The organism is Acrocarpospora sp. B8E8, from assembly GCF_039871605.1.
Lineage (GTDB): Bacteria > Actinomycetota > Actinomycetes > Streptosporangiales > Streptosporangiaceae > Acrocarpospora > Acrocarpospora macrocephala.
In genome coordinates this window covers 60887-79880 of the sequence record NZ_JBDPLV010000027.1, presented here as the reverse complement: position 1 = coordinate 79880, position 18994 = coordinate 60887, and the positions used below count along the sequence as shown (strand labels likewise).

At 69.7% G+C, this 18994-nt stretch carries 17 protein-coding genes; 9 read left to right on the top strand and 8 right to left on the bottom strand.

The genetic code is table 11. The annotated features are described in order from the left end of the window. Nucleotides 1–8 precede the first annotated feature (8 nt). The 3 genes from ABGB08_RS25350 (at nucleotide 9) to ABGB08_RS25340 (ending at nucleotide 4900) form a co-directional block, all read left to right on the top strand. On the top strand, nucleotides 9–1163 hold the full coding sequence (locus tag ABGB08_RS25350; RefSeq protein WP_347594379.1) for an alpha/beta hydrolase: 1155 nt from the start codon (nucleotides 9–11) through the stop codon (nucleotides 1161–1163). Nucleotides 1164–1501: 338 nt separating this feature from the next. Beyond that, nucleotides 1502–3136 carry a cellulose binding domain-containing protein gene (locus tag ABGB08_RS25345; RefSeq protein ID WP_347594377.1) on the top strand — a complete coding sequence of 545 codons (1635 nt, stop codon included), beginning with the start codon at nucleotides 1502–1504 and terminating at the stop codon, nucleotides 3134–3136. A 207-nt stretch (nucleotides 3137–3343) separates the two neighbouring features. Beyond that, nucleotides 3344–4900, top strand: coding sequence for a gamma-glutamyltransferase (locus ABGB08_RS25340; RefSeq protein WP_347594375.1), 1557 nt, complete (start codon nucleotides 3344–3346; stop codon nucleotides 4898–4900). 6 nt (nucleotides 4901–4906) lie between these two features. Here the strand turns inward: ABGB08_RS25340 and ABGB08_RS25335 are convergent, their stop codons facing one another. Continuing rightward, nucleotides 4907–5908, bottom strand: a complete 1002-nt coding sequence (locus ABGB08_RS25335) for an LLM class flavin-dependent oxidoreductase (protein ID WP_347594373.1) — start codon at nucleotides 5906–5908, stop codon at nucleotides 4907–4909. Nucleotides 5909–6034: 126 nt separating this feature from the next. Next, nucleotides 6035–6178 carry a hypothetical protein gene (locus ABGB08_RS25330; protein WP_347594371.1) on the bottom strand — a complete coding sequence of 48 codons (144 nt, stop codon included), beginning with the start codon at nucleotides 6176–6178 and terminating at the stop codon, nucleotides 6035–6037. A 457-nt stretch (nucleotides 6179–6635) separates the two neighbouring features. Here ABGB08_RS25330 and ABGB08_RS25325 point away from each other — a divergent pair, with 457 nt between their 5' ends. Continuing rightward, on the top strand, nucleotides 6636–7469 hold the full coding sequence (locus tag ABGB08_RS25325; protein ID WP_347594369.1) for an MIP/aquaporin family protein: 834 nt from the start codon (nucleotides 6636–6638) through the stop codon (nucleotides 7467–7469). A gap of 240 nt (nucleotides 7470–7709) precedes the next feature. Here the strand turns inward: ABGB08_RS25325 and ABGB08_RS25320 are convergent, their stop codons facing one another. The 3 genes from ABGB08_RS25320 to ABGB08_RS25310 all read right to left on the bottom strand — a co-directional run bounded on the left by ABGB08_RS25320 (nucleotide 7710) and on the right by ABGB08_RS25310 (nucleotide 10342). Continuing rightward, on the bottom strand, nucleotides 7710–8927 hold the full coding sequence (locus tag ABGB08_RS25320) for an MFS transporter (protein ID WP_347594494.1): 1218 nt from the start codon (nucleotides 8925–8927) through the stop codon (nucleotides 7710–7712). After that, complete coding sequence (locus ABGB08_RS25315; protein WP_347594367.1) at nucleotides 8927–9490, bottom strand: helix-turn-helix domain-containing protein; 564 nt, start codon at nucleotides 9488–9490, stop codon at nucleotides 8927–8929. Before ABGB08_RS25315 ends, ABGB08_RS25320 begins: the two co-directional genes overlap by 1 nt. A 291-nt stretch (nucleotides 9491–9781) precedes the next feature. Next, nucleotides 9782–10342, bottom strand: coding sequence for a hypothetical protein (locus tag ABGB08_RS25310; RefSeq protein WP_347594365.1), 561 nt, complete (start codon nucleotides 10340–10342; stop codon nucleotides 9782–9784). Between the two features lie 336 nt (nucleotides 10343–10678). Here ABGB08_RS25310 and ABGB08_RS25305 point away from each other — a divergent pair, with 336 nt between their 5' ends. After that, nucleotides 10679–11287, top strand: a complete 609-nt coding sequence (locus ABGB08_RS25305; protein ID WP_347594363.1) for a TetR/AcrR family transcriptional regulator — start codon at nucleotides 10679–10681, stop codon at nucleotides 11285–11287. A gap of 322 nt (nucleotides 11288–11609) precedes the next feature. On the opposite strand, the gene ABGB08_RS25300 is transcribed toward ABGB08_RS25305, so the two are convergent. After that, on the bottom strand, nucleotides 11610–12335 hold the full coding sequence (locus ABGB08_RS25300) for a TetR/AcrR family transcriptional regulator (RefSeq protein ID WP_347594361.1): 726 nt from the start codon (nucleotides 12333–12335) through the stop codon (nucleotides 11610–11612). Nucleotides 12336–12420: 85 nt separating this feature from the next. On the opposite strand from ABGB08_RS25300, the gene ABGB08_RS25295 reads away from it, so the two are divergent. Together ABGB08_RS25295 and ABGB08_RS25290 are read left to right on the top strand one after the other, a co-directional pair. After that, a complete protein-coding gene (locus ABGB08_RS25295; RefSeq protein ID WP_347594359.1) occupies nucleotides 12421–13362 on the top strand; it encodes an ATP-binding cassette domain-containing protein in 942 nt (313 codons plus the stop codon). Further along, nucleotides 13362–14183, top strand: coding sequence for an ABC transporter permease (locus tag ABGB08_RS25290; RefSeq protein WP_347594357.1), 822 nt, complete (start codon nucleotides 13362–13364; stop codon nucleotides 14181–14183). The genes ABGB08_RS25295 and ABGB08_RS25290 overlap by 1 nt, the downstream gene beginning before the upstream one ends. 248 nt (nucleotides 14184–14431) lie before the next feature. Here ABGB08_RS25290 and ABGB08_RS25285 read toward each other — a convergent pair whose 3' ends face one another. Further along, nucleotides 14432–15130, bottom strand: coding sequence for a response regulator transcription factor (locus ABGB08_RS25285; protein WP_347594355.1), 699 nt, complete (start codon nucleotides 15128–15130; stop codon nucleotides 14432–14434). Further along, entirely contained in the window at nucleotides 15127–16359 is a 1233-nt protein-coding gene (locus ABGB08_RS25280) for a sensor histidine kinase (RefSeq protein WP_347594353.1), read from the bottom strand. Before ABGB08_RS25280 ends, ABGB08_RS25285 begins: the two co-directional genes overlap by 4 nt. A gap of 201 nt (nucleotides 16360–16560) precedes the next feature. Between ABGB08_RS25280 and ABGB08_RS25275 the strand changes: the two genes are divergently transcribed. After that, nucleotides 16561–16968 carry a DUF6220 domain-containing protein gene (locus tag ABGB08_RS25275; protein ID WP_347594351.1) on the top strand — a complete coding sequence of 136 codons (408 nt, stop codon included), beginning with the start codon at nucleotides 16561–16563 and terminating at the stop codon, nucleotides 16966–16968. Continuing rightward, nucleotides 16965–18923 carry a multicopper oxidase family protein gene (locus tag ABGB08_RS25270; protein WP_347594349.1) on the top strand — a complete coding sequence of 653 codons (1959 nt, stop codon included), beginning with the start codon at nucleotides 16965–16967 and terminating at the stop codon, nucleotides 18921–18923. Before ABGB08_RS25275 ends, ABGB08_RS25270 begins: the two co-directional genes overlap by 4 nt. The last annotated feature ends 71 nt before the right edge of the window (nucleotides 18924–18994 follow it).

Sequence of the window (18994 nt, the reverse complement as noted above, 5' to 3'; positions counted from 1 at the left end):
ACCTCTCCATGAGACAGATCCTGGCCGTCGCCGCGGGACTGGCCGTCCTGGCCGCGTCCGCCTGCTCCGCCCCCGCACCGCCCCGGTCCGACGCCCCGCCGGTCACGCCGGCCGGGCCCGCCGCCCTGCCCGCCCCCACCGGCCCTCATCTGGTCGGCTCCACCGCCCTGTACCTGAAGGACACCTCCCGCCCTGACCCCTGGAACCTCGACGCCGACGCCAGGGAGCTCAAGGTCACCCTGTGGTATCCGACCGAGCAGCGGGACGGGCGGCGCGCGCCGTACATGACACCCAAGGAATCGGAGCTCCTGCTGAAGGGCACCGGGATCGCCAGCGCGCCGTACGACACGCTGAGCAAGACCCGCACGAACGCCATCGAAGACGCCGGCCCGGCGGGCGGAAAGTTTCCGCTGGTAGTGCTCTCCCCCGGCTTCACCAAGCCGATGAGCACCCTCACCTCCCTGGCCGAGGACCTGGCCAGCCGAGGGTACGTCGTGGCCGGGATTGACCACGCCTACGAGAGCTACGCCACCACATTCCCGGACGGGCGGGTCGCGGAATGTCTCGCCTGCGACAGCGACACCGACCCGGGCTTCGGCACGGGCGTGGTCCAGGGCCGGGCGGCCGACGTCTCCTTCGTCCTCGACCAACTGCCATCGAAATGGGGCGGCTCCGCCCTGATCGACCGCTCCAGGATCGCGATGGCGGGCCAGTCGATCGGCGGGGCCGCCGCCCTGGCGGCCCTGGTCAAGGACCCCCGGATACGCGCCGGAATCGACATGGACGGCACCACCTACGCCCGCATCCCCAAGACCGGGCTCTCCAAGCCGTTCCTGTTCATGGGGACGAAGCAGCACATCCCCGGCGGACCCGACAACTCCTGGGACCGCGACTGGAAGCTGCTGACCGGATGGAAGCGCTGGCTCGTCCTGACGGGCACCGAACATACGTCCTTCACCGACAGCCCGCTGCTGGCGGACGCCCTCGCCATCAAGCCCCTGCCCGGCACTCTGCCCGCGGCCCGCGCAGCCGAGCTCACCCGCACCTACGTGGCGGCCTTCCTCGACCAGCACCTGAAATCACAGCGGCAACCCCTCCTCGACGTGCCGTCATCCCGCTACCCCGAGGCCAAGTTCTGCCCCGCGACCTGCGCTCAATCCTGAGGCCCGGCGGCCCCCTGAAGCCGTCGGGGGATGCTGAAGACACCGGAGAGGCGGATCGGCGTGTCGGCGCAGTCATTCCAATCCGCGGGCTGCCGAGAACTACAAGCGGACACTCGTCGACCTCCTCCGCATGCCCGACATCAATCTGTGAATCCCGCAACACACGGGCACGCTGTGGTCCGGGAGGAGCAGTCGAATGGAACTTCCATGAGCGACCTGGGACTTCGCGGCTCCGGCTGGTCGCGGTGTTGACGTACGCGTCTACCGTCCACACGCTGCATTGATCCGACACGGCATGGCGGGGCCGCCCGCATCCCTCCGTCGCTCAGGGAGTCACCATGAAACGATTTGTCTACGCCGTCCTGGTAGCGCTCGCTGTGTCGGTCGGACTCGTGGTGACCACGCCCGCGGTCTCCGCGGCGGCCCCTGTGAGGATCATGCCGCTCGGTGACTCCATCACCGGTGGGCCCGGGTGCTGGCGGGCCCTGCTCTGGGACCGCTTGCAGCGTACGGGCTTCACGAACATCGACTTCGTCGGGACCTTGCCAGGCGGCGGCTGCTCCGTGGCGCACGACGGTGACAACGAGGGGCACGGAGGGTTCCAGGCCACCGGCATCGCCAATCAGAACCAGCTGCCGCCGTGGCTCGCCGCCACCCGGCCGGATATCGTCCTCATGCACCTGGGCACCAACGACATCTGGGGCAATATTCCGGCCACGACCATCCTCTCCGCGTACAGCAAACTGGTCGACCAGATGCGTGCCAGCAATCCGAGCATGAAGATAGTCGTCGCCAAGATCATTCCGATGGCGCCCAGCGGGTGCACCTGGTGCCCTCCCGGCGTAACCGCGCTCAACGACGCCATCCCCGGCTGGGCCGCCGGCAAGTCCACCGCCCAGTCGCCTATCACGGTGGTCGACCAGTTCACCGGCTTCGACCCGGTGGCCGACACGAACGGGGACGGGGTGCACCCGGACGATTCCGGCTTCCAGAAGATGTCCGACCGCTGGTACCCGGCGCTGACTCCCCTCCTCGGCGGCACCACGCCACCCACCGACACCACCCCGCCGACGGTCCCGACCGGGCTGACGGTCTCGGTCAGCTGCACCCTGACGGTGACGCTGAACTGGACCGCCGCCACCGACAATGTCGGGGTCGCCGGCTACGACGTCTACCGCTCGTCCAACGGCGGCACGTTCACCTCTGTCGGCACGACCACGACCACCTCGTTCACCCAATCTCTCAGCGGGCTTGCCCAGTACCAGGTCCGAGCACGCGACGCCGCCGGCAACACCTCCGCCTTCACCGCGCCGGTCACCGCCGTACCGCCGCCGTGCCCGACCAGCCCACCGCCGGACACGCAGCCGCCCACCACCCCGGGCACGCCGACCGCGACCATCACCTGCGGCTCGGCGACGCTGAACTGGACCGCGTCGACGGACAACGTGGGCGTCACCGGGTACGAGATCTGGCGCGCACCCGGCACCACCGGTGGCACGTTCGTCTCCGTCGGCACCTCGACGACCACGTCGTTCACCCAGTCCGGCGTGGGGACCTTCCGCTACCAGATCCGGGCGCGCGACACGGCCGGCAACGCCTCCGCGTTCACGCCTCCTATCACGGTCATCACCCCGGCCTGCCCGTCGCCGACCCCGGGCACCGGCGCGTGTACGGCGGTGTACAGCCAGGTCAGCAGCTGGTCCGGCGCATTCCAGGGTCAGGTGACCGTGACCAACACCGGCACCACCCCGACCACCGGGTGGACGGTGACCCTCACCTTCCCCAACGGCCAGCAGATCACGCAGATCTGGGGTGCCCGGACCAGCGGCACCGCCAGCCCGTACACGATCACGAACGAGAGCTACAACGGAACGCTGGCCCCGAACGCGTCCACCACGTTCGGCTTCCTGGCGAACTGGAGCGGCACCAACAACCCACCCACGACCACCTGCACCCGAACCCCGACAAGTTAGACGCCGATGCGGTCAGTGGACCTGTTTGTGCTGGTCGGCGGGGCTAGGGCCAGGCGTCTCGCGGTGATGTGGGCTTCGGCGGCGTTGGCGCCGACGTTGCACGCTTGAGCATGGCGAAATACCGGCACGGTGGAATCCATGTGTCTTCGGCCAGGATCAGGAAGAGGTTTCTTGGTGGCCGATATCAGGAAAGCCTACTGTCCTGATATGACTAACACCCGATATGCCGTCAACGGCATGGTTTGCACGGTTGACCATCTCGCCTCGTCCGCGGGGATCACCACACTTGACCGAGGGGGCAGTGCCGCCGACGCGGCTGTGGCGGCCAACGCGGTGCTGGCGGTGACGGCGCCGCACATGTGCGGTCTTGGCGGAGATCTGTTCGCCCTGGTGCACGACGGCACGGGGGTGAGCGCGCTGAACGCCTCCGGGCGCGCCGGCAGCGGCGCGGACGCGCGGCGGCTGCGTGACGAGGGCCACGACCGGATGCCCCACCTGTACGACATCCGGTCGGTGCCCGTGCCCGGCTGCGTGGACGGCTGGCTGACGCTGCACGAGCGCTTCGGGCGGCTCCCGCTCGACGTGGTGCTGGCTCCGGCGATACGGCTGGCCGCCGACGGCTTCCCGGCGTCGCCGCTGCTCGTGCCCGGGGCGCCGTTCATCGGGTCACTCCCGGGAGCCGGTGACTTCGCCGAGGTCCGGGCGGTCGGCGACCCCGTACGGCGGCCTGGCGTGGCGCGGGCGCTGGACGCGATCGCGACGAGCGGACGCGCGGGCTTCTACCAGGGGGAGTTCGGCCGCGGGCTGCTCGCCCTCGGTGCCGGCGAGTACACCGAGGCCGACCTGGCCAGGGTCAACGCCGACTGGGTGACCCCGCTGCACGTCACCGCGTTCGGGCACGGCGTATGGACGATCCCTCCGAATTCGCAGGGCTACCTGCTGCTGCTCGCGCTCGGCGTGCTGGAGGGGTTCGAACTGCCCGGGGATCCGTCCGACCCGCGCTGGGCGCACCTGCTCGTCGAGGCAGCCCGCGCCGCCGGACACGACCGGCTCGAGGTGCTGCACGAGGGCGGGCTCGCTCCGCTCGGCTCGGCCGCCGGACGCCGCGCGCTGGTCGACCCCGACCGCCGTACGGCAGGGCTGGGCGGCGCGACGGCCCGCGGTGACACCACCTACCTGTGCGTGGTCGACGGCGACGGCATGGGCGTATCGCTGATCCAGTCGAACGCCGCCGGATTCGGCAGCCTGCTGTTCGAGCCGGACACGGGGATCAACTTACACAACCGCGGCATCGGCTTCTCCCTCACGCCCGGCCACCCCGCCGAGTACGGCCCCGGCCGCCGCCCCCCGCACACCCTGTCACCCGCCCTGATCACCCGCCCGGACGGCTCGCTGCGCACGGTGATCGGAACGATGGGCGGCGACGCGCAACCGCAGATCCTGCTCCAGCTCGTCACCCGGCTGCTGGCCCACGGCCAGACCCCCGGCGAGGTGATCGACGCGCCGCGCTGGGCGCTCGGCGTCGACCGCAGCACCGGCTTCGACACCTGGCGCGGCGGCGAGGTCGTCGTCGAGGTCGAGGACGGCGCCGCCTGGGCCCCCGGCCTGGCCGACCGCGGCCACGTGGTCCGCCACGAGCCGTACGGCGACAACTTCGGGCACGCGCATCTCATCGACGTGCTGCCCTCCGGAATGCTCGCCGGGGCCGCGGACCCACGCGCCCGCATCGGCGCCGCCCTCGGTCGCATCGCGACTGAGAGGTGACGTGGTTTACGACTGGGGAGAAGCGGAGGAGACGCCGGGTCGCCAGCCGAGTGCCGGGCCGAGCCTGGTGGCGATGTCGGTGAGAATCTGCACGTAGTCGCCGTGGTCGAAGGTGAACGGCAGTGCGAACGCGACCTCGTCGATCTCCCGGAAGGCGGCGTGGGCGTAGAGGCGTTCGGCGATCTCGTCGGAGGTTCCGACGAGATCGGGCGCGAACATCAGGCGCGCCGGACCCTGCGGTGACACGGTACGCGGCGTCCGCTTCTCCGCGTACTCCTGGTACTTGGCGCGTTGCTCCGGGGAGGCGGTGTCGGTGGGGATGACGACGAGTCCCTGGGAGACACGGGCGCGGTCGCCATCCGGGTGGTGAGCGCGGAAGGTGCGGATATGCGACAGCTGAATCTCGGCGAAGTCCTCGGATTCTTCGGCCTTGACGACGCTGCTGGTGAGGAAATTCATGGCGTGCTCCCCCGCCCACTGGGCCGAAGGCAGGCTGCCGCCGCCGTACCAGAGGCGGCTGCCCAGGCCGGGTGAATGAGGCTGGACCCGGTCGGAGAACACCTCGAAGCCCTCGACGCCGCTGAAATCGGTGGCCGGTTCGCCGCGTACGAAGTCCAGCAGGCGCCGTACCCGCTCGTAACTGAAGTCCTCCACGTCGGAGCTGCTGGGGTAGAGCGCGTGCTTGACCTGATCGTAGTGGATCGGCGGGCCGACGCTGACACCCGGATTGAGGCGGCCTCCGGAGAGGATGTCAAGGGTTGCCAGGTCTTCGGCCAGTCGCAGCGGGTTCTCCCATCCCAGGGGGATGACGGCCGTGCCCAGCTCGATACGGCTGGTGCGCTGGGAGGCCGCCGCCAGGACCGCGACCGGGGAGGAGATGCCGTACTGCAGATGACGGTGCCGCACCCAGGCGCTGTCGAAACCCAGCTGTTCACCCAGTTCGATGGTCTCCAGCGTTGACTCGTGGCCCCGGCGAGGATCGGCCTCGTCGAACAAGCCAATGGTCAAGAAGCCCAGCTTTCGCAAAGGTCGCGAAGTCAGCGGCACAGGTCCCTCCCTACTCCGCGGCATGCTCCGCCAGGCCGCGCCCGCGAACACAGCCAGGTGACCGCCACAATCACCATCATCGCAGGGTCACGAGGTGCGGCACCGCCCGCCGACGAGCCGTTCGATCACGTCCGCGGAGCGAGCCCGCTGAGCGCGGCTGCCTCGGGGAAGGCGAGCGCTCCACGCTCCCGTCCGCTCGCGCACGGCCGAGACCTTCACCTGCTTGGCCACGAACTCCACGACCTCGCCACGGCAGATACTTCGCCATGGGCTGCGGGCTTGATCACCGATCGTTAAGATCTCGGTGTTCGCCGGTTGGTGACGTTTCCAGGGGTTCTGGTGGCGTCGATCGATCGGACGGCGTACCCGAGGTTCGCGCGTGCGGTGTCGGCGCGGGAGCTGGCGGAGGTGTAGCGCACTGGGGGCTTGCGGCAAGACCCGGGTCGTGCCTCATGATCGCCGACCGTAAGGCCAGAACCTGCGGAAATGAGGGACGCGAATTGCGTGTGTCGTTGTCGATGTGGGGATCGCGCGGAGATGTCGAACCGCTGGCGGGACTCGCGGTGCGGCTACGGGAACTCGGTGCGGATGCCCGGGTGTGCGCGCCGCCGGACGAGGACTTCGCGGCGCCTTTCCTCATTCCAGAACATGTGATTCGGCTCGGTGGATCCGGGCTCAGGGAGGGCCCATGGCAGAACGATGGAAGAACCCGGGTCTGATCGGCGAGCTCGCGGCCGAGTTCGCCGGCACGATGATTCTCCTCCTGTTCGGTCTCGGCGTGGTGGCCCAGGTGGCCGGCGGCGGCATCGGTGACCACGACAGCATCGCCTGGGCGTGGGGCCTGGGCGTGATGCTCGGCAGCTACGTCGCCGGACGGATCAGCGGCGCGCATCTCAATCCCGCCGTCACCATCGCGCTCGCGGCCTTCAAGGGCTTCGAGTGGCGCAAGGTGGCTCCCTACTCGATCGCCCAGTTCCTCGGCGCGTTCGTCGCCGCGCTGCTGGTGCGCTGGAACTACACCGAGGTCCTGCACGCCGCGGACCCCGGTCTCACCATCAAGACCCAGGGCGTCTTCTCCACTCTGCCCGGCAACGGCACGCTGCCGGTCGGCGAGTGGGGCGCCTTCCGCGACCAGGTGATCGGCACGGCCATCCTGCTGTTCCTGATCCTCGCCATCACCGACGCCGCGGGCACTCCCCCGGCCGCCCACCTGGTGCCGTTCGTCATCGGCCTGCTCGTCGTCGGCATTGGCATGGCGTGGGGTACGAACGCCGGATACGCGACCAACCCGGCACGTGACTTCGGGCCGCGGCTCGCCAGCTTCTTGACAGGCTACGGAGGCGCATTCCGCGATCAGACGGGTTATCCGTACTTCTGGATCCCGATCGTCGGCCCCATCGTCGGCGGACTCGCCGGCGCCGGGCTCTACCACCTGCTGATCGGCCGCTTCCTGCCTTCTGCCGCCCCGCAGGAGCCGGGCGAACTGCCGACTCCCGACCGTGTGGAGGCGACCCGCGGCTGATTCCGCCGGTGCCCGCCATTGCCCGTGCTCGACCCCATCTCCGGCCGAGCTCGCCTGTCGTACCGGCGGGCCGAAGAGTCATCGCCGGCCGGTTCGCCGAGCTGATCGTTGAGTTCGTACAGCGCGACCACGACCTCCTGGTCAGCATCCAACCCCCGGAACGCCGTACCCCGGAGGGAGATCATCATGACCACGACCAGCCAGGCGGCCCTGTTCCGCTCCTTGCACCGGGTACGGTCGTCAGCGCGGTGCGGTGACCTTCGGCGTCCCGCCGGGTACGCTCTTGCCGCGCAACACGGGCACCAGCACGGTGGCCGCGAGCGTCAGCGTTGCGGCGGACAGCAGGCCGGTCCCGGCGGACCAGCGGTCGACTATCGCGCCGGCCACCGCGACGCCTGCGGCCCCGCCCAGGGCGGTTGAGGCGCCGAGCCAGGCGAACGCCTCGGTGTCGCTACCCTCTGGGGCCAGCGTCGCCACCAGGTGTGCCAGGTTGGTCAGCGCGGGCGCCACCCCGATGCCGGCGAGCACCATGAGGGGATACATCGCTGCCACGTTGCCCGCCAGGACCAGCGCCGCGAAGCCGAGCCCCACGATCGGCAGGAGCAGCAGGGCGTGCCTGCGGGGCGAGCCCCGCCAGTCCCGGCTCCCGTAGATCAGCCCGCCGGCCATGCTGCCCAGGGCCCAGGACCCGAGCAGCGCACCAGCGGACTCGATGCTCTGCCACTCGGCGGCTCGGGCGGTCACACTGACCTCGACGACGCCGATCGTGAAGGTCAGGGTCGCTGTCATGACGAGCACCGGCAGCAGGCCGGCCAGGACGGTCACGGACGGCAGCCGCCGACGGCCCGCCTGCGCGGGGTGAGGTGAGCCGCCTGCGGCGGAGGGTAGGAAGACCACCGCACCGAGCAGCATCAACGCAGCGCATCCGAGCAGTGCGACGCTCGGGGCCGCGATCGCGGCGGCGACGCCGGCCACCGTCGGGCCGACGATGAACAGCACCTCGGTGGCAATCGAGTCCAGGCTCAGCGCGGCGGCCTGCATCCGCTGTGACAGAACGCGGACGACGACGGCGCGCAGTGCGGCGCCCAGCGGTGGTGTGCTCACTCCCGCGACGGCCGCGAAGCCGATCATCCCGGGTGCAGTGCGGCTGGTGGCCAATCCGACGGTCGCGGCCGCGCTGATGGCCGCGAAGGCGACGAGCGCGCGGACTCCCCGCCGATCGGCCAGCCGTCCCACTACGGGCGCGCCCGCAGCGCCGGCCAGGGCGTAGGTCGCGACGACAGCGCCTGCGGCGGTGAAATCGTGCAGTCGCTTCTGGCCGGCCAGCAGCATTGCCAGAGGCATGATCGTCTGCGCTAACCGTCCGATCACCGCGCCCGCGGCGGCCCAGCGGAGGCGTCGGTCGGCGAAGACCGCCCGGAACCGCCGTAGCCCGCGCGGGACGTTTTCGCCGGTCATCACGCCTGCGATCGGAGTGCCGCGTGAGGAAGGCCGTAGAGCACCAGACGGACGGGCCGTTGCTCGGCGGATGGGTGGGCGGCGGCTTCGTCCAGGTGTTCTCGGGTCACGCGTTCGACCGCCAGCCCCCATGCTCTGAGCTGCTCCGCCGTCATCGCCGCCGTGCGGGTGTGGACGGTCACCGCCGACTGCCACTGCTGCGGCCATGACCTGCGCTCGCCGATGGCGCGCAGCAACAGTCCGTAGTTGTGCTGCAGACCTGCCTCCAGCAGACCGTCGGCGGCGTCGTGCCACTGCTGGTTCCCGGCATTGCCGGGTTCGGTCAGGGGCACCTGCAGCTCGTCGAAAGCCCGGCGCCAGGGGTGTTCACGCTGATTCGCCCCAGCCTCGGAAGCGACCTCGATGAGGCCATGCCGGGCCAGGACGTGCAGATGGTATGAGCACGTCTTCGCACTGAGCCCGAGCAGTTCGCCGCACCGGGTCGCGGTGAGGTTGTCGCAGGTGCGGAGCAGGTCCAGGATCGCCAGCCGGGTGGGGTGCGCGAGCGCTCGCAGCGCTGCCACATCGCGATTGGGAATATCTGTTCCGGAAGACATGTTCCGAATATACCACCTGATAGAGCCTTGACGGTGTCCAGGTTTGGCGTCGCGCGCCGGGCGCGGATCAGCCGTACTGTCGGGAGTTGACGAGCATGCGAACAAAAGGTCGCATTAGGCCCAGTAGGAGCATTCCCCACCGGCGAGCTCGCGCTCAACGATGGCGGCGCTGGGCCCCCTGCACTACCTGGTCGGCGACGTTCTCCCCGACCCGGGCCGGCCCCGATGACGACGACGTCGTCAGTGTTGCTGTTCATGTCAGTTTCCCTTCGCGGCGCGGCCGAGACGGAAGGCCGAGATGAGGAAGAAGATGCCGCCGGGGATGGCGTAGCCGGCCGCGTTGGTCAGCGTCGGGCTGTCCGCGGAGGCGCCGGCGATGAAGAACGCACCGGCGAGTACCGAGATGCCGCCGCTGATGATCATCGGCCACTGGCCGCCCATCTTGCGGCGGGTGACGCCCACGATCAGCTGGACCAGCCCGGCCGCGACTGCCCAGGCGCCCCACACGCGCAGCACCGCCGGGATACCGGACGCGCAGGCGATGGCCACGCCGATGGTGGTGATCAGGCTGACCGCGATGTTCACGTACAGCAGGGCAGGTGATCCGGTGGCGCGCGACGCGCGGGCGTCGATGATGGCGGCGGCCACGTCGAACAGCGGGTAGAGCACGAGCAGAGTGACCGCGAGCGGGCCCAGGTTCGAGGCGGTCGTGAACATCGCGAGGGCCCAGACGATGGCGAACGCGAACCGGACGAAGTACAGCCGCCGCAGTGCGGACGCGGTACCGGAAATACCGGGCGAAGCAGCGATAGTGCTCATGGTGATCCCTTTCGGTGGATGAGCGCGGTTCAGCGCGGCCCGTGGCCGGCCTTTCTCGATCAGGTGGGTGACCAGCGATGGCCTGGTCCTGCCCGCTGACCAGGTACCAGGACGGGATGGTCTGCCAGGCCGCCGCCTCGCTCGTGCCTGTGGAGGCGCTGCCGGCGGATGGCGCTGCGACGACGCCCCTGGTCGCGGCAGCCACTGGTGCGTACGTGAATACGACGAGCCGCTACTAGACCTCCCCTGCTAGACCGAACGTTCTGTCTCGACACAGCATGGCAATCTGCGGCGGAGACTGTCAAGACCGAACGTTCTATCCCATAGGATGGCGGTATGCCCAGCCAATCCGAAGGCCGGCCGTCCGAAGCGCGGTCCCGGCTGCTCAACACGGCCACCCGGCTCTTCTACGCGGAGGGCATCCACGCCGTCGGCATCGATCGCATCGTCGCCGAAGCGCAGGTGACGCGGGCCACCCTCTACCGGCACTTCCCCGGCAAGGAAGACCTTGTCCTCGCCTACCTCAACGAGGTCGACCGGGCCATGCGGGGTCAGGCGGACGAGGCCGTCGCCGCCGGACTACCGGCCGCCGACACCATCCGGGCCCTCAGCAAGTCCATCGCCCAAAGCATCCAGTCCCCCGGCTTCCGGGGATGCGCCTTCCTCAACGCCGCCGCCGAGTATCCCGACCCCGCGTCCCCGGTGCACAAGGCCGTGCTCGCCCACCGCCAATGGTTCCTGGAAACCGTCACGGAACTGCTGGCCAAGATCCAGGAGCCCGGCGCCGAACCCGCCGCCCGCCACTTCGTGATGATGCGCGACGGCGCCATGGCCGCCGGCTGCCTGTTCGACCCGGTGCTGATCCGCGAGACCTTCCTGCGCGGAGTCGAGAGGCTCCTGCAGGTTTATGCCGCCACCGACTACAGCGGACCGGCGGGCGCCTGAAGCCGCAGGCCTCCGCTCAGGAATGAAGCGGTCGAGCCCCTGCCAGCCGGATCCCAAGGCGCGGCGGCGGTATTTCCTCACAGCCGTTCTGGCTGGCCTTCGGGACTGGCATGTCGTATTCATCCACGCATCTAGCGGATGCGGATTGGTCACAGTTCGTTCCTGTTGCCGTGCGCCGCGGCTGGAAGGCTCAGGATGCGCTCATGGCGAGGTGGGGCCGGTTCGTGGCGTTACGCGCTGGGCTGGACAGGCAGGCACCGTCCCGGGCCGCCGGGCACGACCTAGAGCCACGCATCGCCCCTACCTTCGCTGACATCGGGTATCAGGCCGGCTCGGCCGTTGATGGGAGGGCCGCGGCGATGCAGTCGAGGACGCGCTGGAGCCCGTACCGGAACTGGTCGGCGCGGCTCAGGTGCGGCTGGCGCGCCTCCATCACGATCTTGGTGAAGATCGGGTACTCCCCGCTCTTCACCAGCCGGTCGACGTACGGGTAGCTCCGCGCCATCCACTCCGACTCGCTGAGCCCGCTGCGGCGGACTTCCTCGGCCGAGCTGATCTCCTCGCGGACGGTGCCCTCGACGTAGCTGTTCAGCATGGCCACGAGGCCGAGGTTCTCGTCGATGGAGACGAAGGCGTCGAGCACTCCCATCAGCCGTTCGATCAAGAGCAGCTGGTTGGGGCCGAAGCTGGGGAGTGACCGCTGCACGGTGGCGATCCACGGGTGCCTCAGCCACATGGCCCGCAGCCCGTCGGCATAGCGGGTCAGGTCGGCGCGCCAGTCGCCCGAGGGCATGCCCGTGACGTCGATCTCGCCCATCAGCCGGTCGGCCATGAGCTCGACCAGGTTGTCGCGGCTCGGGACGTACCGGTAGAGGGACATCGCGCCCGCGCCGATCTCGGCGGCGATCCGCCGCATGGTGGCGGCCTCCAGCCCCTCGGCGTCGGCGATCCGGATCGCCGCCTCGGTGATCTGCGCGCGGCTGTAGGTGGGCTTCGGCCCGCGGGCCGGGCGCTCAGGCCGCATCCAGATGTTCATGTACTCGGTCACCGTTCCACCCCCTACTTGCGTACATAGTACCCAGTAACTTAGCCTGGGCGACATAACCGCGTACAACGTACCCAGTGGAGGGATCATGGCGGATCCGGTCGTCTTCGCCGAGGGGCTGCACAAGTCCTTCGGCGACACCCATGCGCTGCGTGGGCTGGACCTGAGCGTTCCGAGCGGAACGGTGTGCGGCGTGCTGGGGCCCAACGGCGCGGGGAAGACGACCGCGGTGCGCATCCTGGCGACCTTGTCCGATCCCGATGCCGGGCATGCCCGCATCGCCGGATACGACGTCGTCCGCGAGGCCGGCAAGGTGCGCGCCAGGATCGGGCTCGCGGGCCAGCACGCCGCCGTGGACGAGAAGCTCACCGGCCGTGGCAACCTGCGCATGTTCGGGCGCCTCTCCCACCTGTCCCGGCGCGAGGCGCACCGGCGGGCCGACGAGCTGCTCGAACGCTTCGGTCTGATGGACGCCGCCGATCGGCAGGTCACCGGCTACTCCGGCGGCATGCGGCGCCGCCTCGACCTGATCACCAGCCTCATCCTGCGCCCCGAGGTGCTCTTCCTGGACGAGCCGACCACTGGCCTGGACCCGCGCAGCCGCGGCGAGATCTGGGACAACGTCCGCGAGCTGGTGGCGGACGGCACCACGGTGCTGCTCACCACGCAGTACCTGGACGAGGCCGACCAGCTGGCCGACGACATCGCCGTCGTCGACCACGGACGGGTGATCGCCACGGGCACACCCGACGAGCTGAAGGCCACGATCGGCGATCGCCTCGACGTCGTCCTCGAAGACCCCGCCGCGCTGCGTCCGGCGGCGACCGCGCTGAAAGCCCTGGCCGGGACCGATCCCACGATGACCGGCGCCGACCGGCTCAGCGTCGCCCTGCCGGGCGGCGGCTTCCGGCTCGCCGACATCGTGCGCGAGCTCGACCGCGCCGGGGTCGCCGCGGCCGACGTGCGGCTGCGCCGCCCCACCCTCGACGAGGTGTTCCTGCGCCTCACCGACCGGAAGGAACTGGTCTGATGACCGACCTCGCCCCGCCGCTGGGCCGCCGCCTGCGGTGGACGTTCACCGACGGGCTGACCCTGGTCGGCCGCGAGCTGGGACGGCTGCGACACGATCCCGGCGAACTCGTCGCGGCGCTGATCTTCCCGGCCGTCATGGTGGTGCTGTTCGGGTACGTCTTCGGCAGCGCGATCCAGGTGCCGGACGGCGGCGACTACCGCGAGTACCTCATGCCCGGCCTGTTCGCGATGGTGACCTTCGCCGCGGTGATGGGGGTCATGACGCGGATGGCCACCGACGCCTCCCGCGGTGTGATGGACCGGTTCCGCTCCATGCCGATGGCGCGCTTGGCGGTGCCGTTCGGGCAGACCGGCGCCGACCTGCTGACCGGCCTGCTGATGCTGGCCATCATGGTGGGCGCGGGCCTGCTGGTGGGCTGGCAGCCGCACCGCGGCCTGATCCTCACGGCCCAGGCGTTCCTGCTGATGATCGTGCTGCGGTACGCGCTGAGCTGGGCGGGCGTCTATGTGGGCCTGGCGGTGAAGAACGACCAGGTCGCCGACGCGATGGTGCCGCTGTTCCTGCCGTTCACGATGCTGTCGAACGCGTTCGTCCCGACCGGCGGCATGCCGGGCTGGCTGCGCTTCCTGGCCGACTGGAACCCGGTGAGCGCGCTCACCGCCGCCGCACGGGAGCTGTTCGGCAACCCGGGCGCCCCGTCCGGAAACGTGGCCTGGCCACTCGCGCATCCGGTGACCGCCGTCCTGCTCTGGTCGGCCGCGCTGCTGGTGATCTTCGTCCCGCTGTCGCTCCGCGCCTACATGCGCAGAGGACGCTGAACGCTCCGGCCGCCGCGGCTGCCTATCGACGAAATTCGGGCTGAGCTCCTGCAGCCGACCGAGCGGGTGCACGCCATCAACAAGTCGGCCCCGATCGCCGGCGCGCTAGTTCGCCGAGCCATCCGACGGGCGATCCAACGCGAGGCTCAACCGGGAGAGGAAACCAGCGCTACCTGAGCCATTGCGGAATGTAGCCGGCAAGCACCATGACCCCCTACTCCAGCATCGCCGCCACCAGCTGCGACGAGTCACGCGTCGGGGCTGACCAGTCCTGTTTGGTAGGCGATGACGACCAGTTGTGCGCGGTCACGGGCAGCCAGTTTCGCCATCGCGTGGCTGACGTGGGTGCGCGCGGTGGCCGGGCTGAGGAAGAGTTCGGCGCCGATCTCGTCGTTGCTCAGGCCCCGTCCCACCAGAGCCAGCACTTCTCGTTCGCGCGCGGTGAGCACCGCGAGCCGGTCCTCCGCGGCGTTGGCCGCCGTTCGCCGCGCGGTGAACTGGCTGATGAGACGTCTGGTGATCCTCGGGGCGAGCAGGGCTTCTCCGGCGGCGATCACGCGGATGGCATGCAGGAGTTCGGCGGGTCCTGCGTCCTTGAGCAGGAAGCCGCTGGCACCGGCTTGCAGTGCTTCGAAAACGTAGGCGTCGGTGTCGTACGTGGTGAGGATGAGAATCCGGATGCTCTCCAGCCCGCGCATCTCGGTGATCTGGGCCGTGGCCTGGATTCCGTCGACCTTCGGCATGCGGATGTCCATGAGGACGACGTCGGGGTGGGTGGCGCGGGCACGCTCGACGGCTTCGGCGCCGTTGGTGGCTTCTCCGACCACGGTGATGTCATCTTCGACGTCGAGCAGCAATTTGAATCCGGATCGCACCAGCTTCTCGTCGTCCGCGAGCAGCACCTTGATCGGAGCGGTGGTCGACGGTGACCCGGATGCCGTGTTCATAGGCGTGACCCGGTCGGTGCGAGCGGCAGCCGGGCCGTGACCTGGAAACCTCCGCCCGGAGTCGGCCTGGCGTCGAGCTCTCCGCCGAGCAGCTGACAGCGCTCGCGCATGCCCAGGATCCCGCGGCCGGCCTTGGCCGACGTGTCCGTGCCGTTGCCGGACGGTCGATCCGCGGAGTCGTCACCGGATCCGGTGCGGCGGCCCTCGTCGGTGACGCGGATTTCCAGGACGTCGATCCCCGGGTTCAGCGAGACCGTCACCCGGGTCGGGCCGACGTGACTGATCACATTGGTGATCGACTCCTGCAGAATCCGGTAGGCGGCACTGTCCACCGCGCTCGGCAACGGCGTCGCGGGCGCGGTCGCTTCGAGCGTGACGTCCAGTCCGGCGTCGCGTGCCTTGGCGGTGAGTTCGTCGATCTGTTCCAGGCCAGGGTGTGGCACGCGGCCGTCGTTGTCGTCGCGGAGCACGCCGAGGATGGTTCGCATCTCCCGTAGCGCCCGGGAGCTGGTCTGCTCGATGGCCTGCAACGCTTCGCGGGCCCGCTCCGGTCTCTTGTCGAGCACGTGCGCGGTGACCCCGGACTGCACGTTGATGATCGCGATGGCGTGCGCGACGGTGTCGTGGACTTCGCGCGCGATCCGGAGCCGTTCGGCGTCGACCCGCGCACGCGCTTCTTCCTCGCGGGTCCGTTCAGCCCGTTCCGCACGCTCCTGGGCTTCGGCCGCGATGACTCGCCGGGACCGTACGGACTCGCCAAGGGCCGCGCTCATGATCGACGCGCCGATGCGGAAGAATACCCAGCCGATGGCGGCGCGCGGCTCGATGTCGGCCGCCGCGAACGCCCACCCGATGGCAAGCACCGCGATACCCACACCGGCGATCACCAATGACCGGCGCCCGTCACCGTAGGCGGCGAGGGTGTACAGGGCGACGAAGAGCCCGAGCCAGCCGGGCCCGTCCGGGAAGTCGAGACCGTAATACACCAAGCTGGCGAGTGCGGCGGTGACCAACACCGGAACCGGCCACCGGCGGCGGACGGCCACGACCAGGCCACTCACCACCAGCAGCGCCAATCCGAGGTTTCCGACTTCGGTGAGCGGACGCGGTGCCCCCTCGGCGGCAACGCGGGCGAGCGTGCCCTGCACCTGCATCACGGTGACGAAGAGCGCGATCACCACGTCTTGCGTCCCTACCCGCAGGCGGAACGGCACGCCGTGGTGTTTCATGCCGTGATCCTACTGTTCTCGCGTACGGACGACCCTCCGCCCAGACGCGCGACCTGCTACGTCGACAGGCGTAGCGAGACACGTATCGGCTACGCCCGATTGCGTAGACGCTGCCATCCGCTGTCCGATGCCGCAGCGGCCGCACCGGCGCGACGATCGCCGCCATGAGCGATCACTCTCACCCACCTCAAGGAGCGCGCCATGCGTAGATTCTTCGCCGGCCTGGCGACCCTGCTGGTGCTGGCCGTCGTCGCGCAGTTCTTCCTGGCTGCCAGCGGTGCGTTCGACACGGCGCCCAACGAGGAGTCCTTCCAGCCGCACCGCATGCTGGGCGCCGGAATTCTCCTGCTCACGGTCCTGGTGACCATCGTCGCCGCGATAGCCCGGATGCCCGGGCGGCTCATCGGGCTGAGCGGCCTGGTCGCCGGGCTCGCGATTGTCCAGTTCGTGATCGCGGCGATCGCCAAAGCGTTCGACGGCACCGCCGGCGAGCTCGTCTTCGGTCTGCACGCACTCAACGGTCTCGCCATCATGACCGTGGCCAGCATGATCGTCCGCCAGGCCGGACAGCTGTCCAGGCCGGCCGTACCCGCGCGACAGGCGCCATGACCACCAGGCTGTGGCTCATCCTGGATCACGTCGTCGCGCTGCTGGGCGTCGCCACGTGGTTCGCGGCCGGCGTCACACTGGCGCTCCGGCGCACCCGGCCGGCGTTCGCCGCCCTGGTCGCGGCGGTGCTCGTGACGCTTGTCCGGGTGGTCACCGTGGGGATACTGGCCGGCCGGGGCTGGTGGTTCGTCCAGGAGAAGGTGCTGCTGGGGCTGCCGATGCTGGTGGCCGCCGGGGCCGGCGCCGTGCTGCTCGCCGGTCCGCGACTGCTCTCGGCGCTGCGGGGGCGCGGCGACGGTGGGTCGGCGGGCGGCGTGGTTTCGGTGCTCACCGCGGCTTACGCGGCGCTGGCCGGTCTTGTGGTGACCTTCCTGGTCGGCTACCCGCTCACCTGGAGCACGGCCTTGATCACGATCTCGCTTGTGTGCGCCGGCGCGTTGCTGACCGCGCGAGTGGTCGCGCCTCCCGCTGAGAACATCGCTGCTGCGCGCGTCGCGCCGGAGGGTCGGCGCGCGATCTCGCGCCGCCGGTTCATCGGCTGGACCGGTGGCGCGGCTGTGGTGACCGCGGCCGGGGCCGGCACCGGGCTGTCGTTCCTCCCCGCCGAATCGGTGACCGTCGGAGGCGGCCCCGGACGGTCGTCCCGAACGGCCGTGTCAGTGGCCGACTTACGGGGCTCCGGCTCACCGGCACCGGGTGGCACGGTGCGGCGGCTCGTACTCACCGCGAAGAAGGCCACCGTACGGCTCCCGTCCGGACGAGAGATCGAGGCGTGGACCTACAACGGCGAGATCCCGGGTCCGGCGATCACGGCGACCCAGGGTGACCTGATCGAAGTGCGGCTGCGCAACGCCGACATCGAGGACGGCGTGACCCTGCACTGGCATGGCTACGACGTACCGTGCGGCGAGGACGGCGCGCCGGGTGTGACCCAGCTGGCCGTGGGACCGGGTGAGGAGTTCGTCTACCGGTTCCGCGCCGACCAAGTGGGCACTTACTGGTACCACACCCATCACGCGTCTCACCTCGGCGTACACAAGGGGTTGTACGGAACCCTCGTCGTAAACCCGCGCGGCGGACAGCGAGCCGACGTGCAGGTGGACCTGACCCTGCCTGTACACACCTTCGGCGGCACCGTCGTGATCGCAGGCAGCGACGGCCGAACCGAACACCTCGCGCCACCAGGTACACCCGTGCGGCTGCGATTGATCAACACCGACTCGGATCCGCACTGGATCGTCCTCGCCGGAACCCCGTTCCGGATGGCGGCCGTCGACGGCCGGGACCTCAACCAGCCCGGCGAGGTCAGCGACGTCGGACTGCACCTGCCCGCAGGCGGGCGATACGACCTGGTGTTCCTTATGCCGGACACGTCCGTGGCACTCGTCGTCGACGACGATCGTGACGGCGGACTGCGCCTGCATGGCGATGACCCCGGTGAAGCGCGCGTCGAGGACGACTTGCCGGAACTCGACCTGCTGCGGTACGGAGCTCCGGCCCTCGTGCCCTTCGACGCCCGCGATGCCGACCGGCACTTCACCATGGTCCTCGACCGCGGAGTGGCCATGGTCGACGGCCGACCGGCGTATGCGCACACCGTGAACGGCCGAGGCCACCCCTCCATCCCCGGCCAGCTCGTCGCCGAAGGCGACGTCGTCCGGTTCACCGTCGTCAACCGAAGCCTGGAAACGCACCCCTGGCACCTGCACGGCCATCCCGTGCTGATCCTGTCCAGGGACGGGACGCCGTCGACGGGCAGTCCGCTGTGGGTGGACACATTCGACGTCCGGCCAGGCGAGACATGGGAGGTCGCATTCCGCGCGACGAATCCCGGAATCTGGATGAACCATTGCCACAACTTGCCCCACGCGCATCAGGGCATGATGCTGCGTCTCCACTACGACGGCGTCACGACGCCGTTCGGCGGCTCGCACGGCGGAAGCCATGGCCACTGATCCAGCCCGCGCCGCTCGCTCGCCCCGCTGCGACATGCGCTGATCCGTTTATGCGGCAACGAGAGAAACAT

Coding starts and splice junctions, on each gene's coding strand:
- ABGB08_RS25350 (WP_347594379.1), top strand. CDS start 9: ATGAGACAGATCCTGGCCGTCGCCGCGGGACTGGCCGTCCTGGCCGCG.
- ABGB08_RS25345 (WP_347594377.1), top strand. CDS start 1,502: ATGAAACGATTTGTCTACGCCGTCCTGGTAGCGCTCGCTGTGTCGGTC.
- ABGB08_RS25340 (WP_347594375.1), top strand. CDS start 3,344: ATGACTAACACCCGATATGCCGTCAACGGCATGGTTTGCACGGTTGAC.
- ABGB08_RS25325 (WP_347594369.1), top strand. CDS start 6,636: ATGGCAGAACGATGGAAGAACCCGGGTCTGATCGGCGAGCTCGCGGCC.
- ABGB08_RS25320 (WP_347594494.1), bottom strand. CDS start 8,927: ATGACCGGCGAAAACGTCCCGCGCGGGCTACGGCGGTTCCGGGCGGTC.
- ABGB08_RS25310 (WP_347594365.1), bottom strand. CDS start 10,342: ATGAGCACTATCGCTGCTTCGCCCGGTATTTCCGGTACCGCGTCCGCA.
- ABGB08_RS25305 (WP_347594363.1), top strand. CDS start 10,679: ATGCCCAGCCAATCCGAAGGCCGGCCGTCCGAAGCGCGGTCCCGGCTG.
- ABGB08_RS25295 (WP_347594359.1), top strand. CDS start 12,421: ATGGCGGATCCGGTCGTCTTCGCCGAGGGGCTGCACAAGTCCTTCGGC.
- ABGB08_RS25290 (WP_347594357.1), top strand. CDS start 13,362: ATGACCGACCTCGCCCCGCCGCTGGGCCGCCGCCTGCGGTGGACGTTC.
- ABGB08_RS25285 (WP_347594355.1), bottom strand. CDS start 15,130: ATGAACACGGCATCCGGGTCACCGTCGACCACCGCTCCGATCAAGGTG.
- ABGB08_RS25280 (WP_347594353.1), bottom strand. CDS start 16,359: ATGAAACACCACGGCGTGCCGTTCCGCCTGCGGGTAGGGACGCAAGAC.
- ABGB08_RS25275 (WP_347594351.1), top strand. CDS start 16,561: ATGCGTAGATTCTTCGCCGGCCTGGCGACCCTGCTGGTGCTGGCCGTC.
- ABGB08_RS25270 (WP_347594349.1), top strand. CDS start 16,965: ATGACCACCAGGCTGTGGCTCATCCTGGATCACGTCGTCGCGCTGCTG.